The following is a 3,039-nucleotide window of genomic DNA, read 5'->3' on the forward strand; positions in this document are numbered from 1 at the left end:
CGCGTATCTGCTGGGTTGGCCTGGGCCAGCGCGCCAAGCTCGGCCTGGCATTCAACGAAATGGTGCGCAGCGGCGAGCTGTCGGCACCCATCGTGATCGGCCGCGACCACCTGGACTCCGGCTCGGTGGCCAGCCCCAACCGTGAAACCGAATCGATGCAGGACGGCTCCGACGCCGTGTCCGACTGGCCACTGCTCAACGCCCTGCTCAACACCGCCAGCGGCGCGACCTGGGTTTCGTTGCATCACGGCGGCGGCGTCGGCATGGGCTTCTCCCAGCACTCGGGCATGGTGATTGTCTGCGACGGTACCGACGAAGCCGCCGAGCGTATCGCGCGCGTGCTGCACAACGACCCGGCGACCGGCGTGATGCGTCATGCGGATGCGGGCTACCAGATCGCGATTGATTGCGCCAAGGAGCAGGGTTTGAACCTGCCGATGGTCAAGTAAACCAGGCAGGCAGTTGCACCCTTTGCTTCATGGACGTCGGGCAGGTTGAGACGGATTTCAAGGTTCCGGTGCTTTATGTGTTTTCGGTAGGAGTGACTTGATGAGTCTCATGCAGATGCTCAGTTTTGGCGACACGGGTTGGGGGATGGCCTTGCTCAAGGCCGCCCTCATGACCGTGTTGTTGACCCTTGCGGCGCTGGTGGTCGGTGCGCTGGTCGGCAGCCTGGTGGCCATGGCCAAGCTTTCCAAAAAGCGTGCCTTGCGATACCTGGGGGATGCCTATTCCATCCTGTTCCGGGGGATTCCGGAGCTGTTGGTGATCTACCTGTTCTATTTCGGCGGTGCCAGTGTGGTGACGGCCGTCAATCACTGGTTTGGCGGTGAAGGCTATGTCGATGTCCCGCCGTTCATGGTGGGGGCCATCGCCGTCGGATTGATCTCGGCGTCGTATCAGGCTGAGGTCTATCGCGGTGCCTTTATCGCGGTGGCCAAGGGTGAGCTTGAGGCAGCACTGGCGATCGGCATGAACCGCGCAACGCGGATTCGCCGGGTGCTGATCCCGCAGATCTGGCGGTACGCGCTGCCGGGCCTGGGCAACGTCTGGCAAATGAGCCTGAAAGACTCCGCGCTGATTTCGGTGATTGGCCTGGTGGAACTCATGCGCGCCAGCCAGGTGGCGGCGGGTTCCACGCGCCAGTACTTCACGTTCTACATTGTCGGCGGCGTGTGCTACCTGATTCTGACCGGGCTTTCGGGCCGTCTTTTCAATATTGCCGAAGCGCGCGTACAGCGTACGCAGCGGCGCAATCCTGCACAGTCGTGAGAAGGGACCGTTTGCCATGATCGATTTCGCCTTTCTTGCCGACACCATGCTCAAGTTGCTGGGTGCCTTGCCCATCACCCTGGCCTTGTTTTTTTCGTCCCTGACCCTGGGGTTGCTGCTGTCGCTGGGCGTGGTGTCCATGCGCGTCAGCCGCTGGCCATTCCTCAGCTACCCGGCGCGTTTCTACATCATGCTGTTTCGCGGCACGCCGCTGATGATCCAGATGTTCCTGATCTATTACGGCCTGGGGCAGTTCCCGGCGATTCGCGACAGCTTCCTGTGGGTGGTGTTGAGGTCGCCTTATGGCTGCGCCGTGGTCTCCCTGGCGCTGTGCACCGCCGGTTACACCGCTGAAATCATTCGCGGTGGCCTGCTGAGCGTGCCTCAAGGGCAGATCGAAGCGGGGCAGGCGGTGGGCATGGGGCGTTGGACCCTGCTGTGGCGAGTGATCGGCCCCGTCACCTTGCGCCAGGCGCTTCCGGCCTATTCCACCGAGGCCATCTTGCTGGTCAAGTCCACCGCGCTGGCCAGCCTGGTCACCGTGTGGGACGTCACCGGCGTGGCGCAACAAATCATCCAGCGTACCTACCGCACTATGGAAGTGTTCATTTGTGCGGCGCTGATCTACCTGATCCTGAATTTCCTGGTGGTGCGTGTGGTGGCCTGGATTGAACATCGTCTGTCGCCCCATCTGCGTGAGCGGCCGAAAGACCTGCCGGTCAAGCAAACCCCCGAACCTATTTCTCATTCCTGATTGCAGCGGAGCTTGTCATGAGTACTCAGATTCAGAGCGCCCTTACGGTTAACAACATTCACAAGGCTTTCGGTTCGGCACAGGTTCTCAAGGGGATCTCGCTGGAGGCTCACAAAGGTGACGTGATTTCCATCCTCGGTGCCAGCGGTTCGGGCAAGAGCACTTTCCTGCGTTGTATCAACCTGCTGGAAACCCCGGACGAGGGCAGTATTGTGCTCGACGGCGAAACCATCGAGCTCAAGCGCCAGCGCAACGGTCGGTTGTTGCCTGGCAGCACGCGGCAGGTGGAGACCATGCGCAGCAAGCTGGGCATGGTGTTCCAAAGTTTTAACCTGTGGTCGCATATGACGGTTTTGCAAAATGTCATCGAGGGGCCGATGCGGGTGCTCAAGCGTTCGAAGGCCGAGTGTGTGGAGGAAGCTGAGCAACTGCTGCACAAGGTGGGGCTTTATGATCGCCGTGATTATTACCCGGCGCATTTGTCGGGTGGGCAGCAGCAGCGGGTGGCGATTGCCCGGGCGTTGGCGATGAACCCGCAAGTAATGTTGTTTGATGAGCCGACGTCGGCGCTGGACCCGGAGTTGGTGGGGGAGGTGTTGCGGGTGATGCGGTCGCTGGCCGAGGAAGGGCGGACCATGTTGGTGGTGACCCATGAGATGGGGTTTGCGCGGCATGTGTCCAATCGGGTGGTGTTTATGGCCAATGGGTTGATTGATGCCCAGGGCACGCCGGCGGAGTTGTTTGAGGGGTTGCCGACGGAGCGGTTTCGGCAGTTTGTATCGAGTCATACGCAGCGTAGTGCGGAGTAGTGGAGTGTTAAAAGCAAAGGCAAGATCCAGAGCGAAGGCAGAGCTGCTTTTCTGTAGGAGCTGGCTTGCCGGCGATGCAGACACCTCGGTGTATCAGGTACACCCAGTTGATGCCATCGCCGGCAAGCCAGCTCCTACAGTGGACCGTGCCCGCTTTTGATTTTTGCTTGTGCCTTTGCTTCACAACACTCAAGCCGGCCGGTA

At 60.5% G+C, this 3,039-nt stretch carries 3 protein-coding genes and 1 pseudogene; all 4 read left to right on the forward strand.

The window, feature by feature from the left end:
• A pseudogene (locus HX801_RS01290) lies at window positions 1–449 on the forward strand (urocanate hydratase); the annotation flags it as partial.
• Between the two features lie 100 nt (window positions 450–549).
• Window positions 550–1,272, forward strand: a complete 723-nt coding sequence (locus HX801_RS01295; protein WP_003220032.1) for an ABC transporter permease — start codon at window positions 550–552, stop codon at window positions 1,270–1,272.
• A 16-nt stretch (window positions 1,273–1,288) separates the two neighbouring features.
• Complete coding sequence (locus HX801_RS01300) at window positions 1,289–2,026, forward strand: ABC transporter permease (protein ID WP_102369535.1); 738 nt, start codon at window positions 1,289–1,291, stop codon at window positions 2,024–2,026.
• A gap of 17 nt (window positions 2,027–2,043) precedes the next feature.
• Window positions 2,044–2,835, forward strand: a complete 792-nt coding sequence (locus HX801_RS01305) for an ABC transporter ATP-binding protein (RefSeq protein ID WP_003220035.1) — start codon at window positions 2,044–2,046, stop codon at window positions 2,833–2,835.
• Window positions 2,836–3,039 lie beyond the last annotated feature (204 nt).

Origin of the sequence: Pseudomonas sp. G1002, assembly GCF_013385455.1 — a bacterium.
Lineage (GTDB): Bacteria > Pseudomonadota > Gammaproteobacteria > Pseudomonadales > Pseudomonadaceae > Aquipseudomonas.

What these genes read in the sequence shown, in the direction of transcription:
- HX801_RS01295 (WP_003220032.1), top strand. Translation starts at nt 550, where the DNA reads ATGAGTCTCATGCAGATGCTCAGTTTTGGCGACACGGGTTGGGGGATG.
- HX801_RS01300 (WP_102369535.1), top strand. Translation starts at nt 1,289, where the DNA reads ATGATCGATTTCGCCTTTCTTGCCGACACCATGCTCAAGTTGCTGGGT.
- HX801_RS01305 (WP_003220035.1), top strand. Translation starts at nt 2,044, where the DNA reads ATGAGTACTCAGATTCAGAGCGCCCTTACGGTTAACAACATTCACAAG.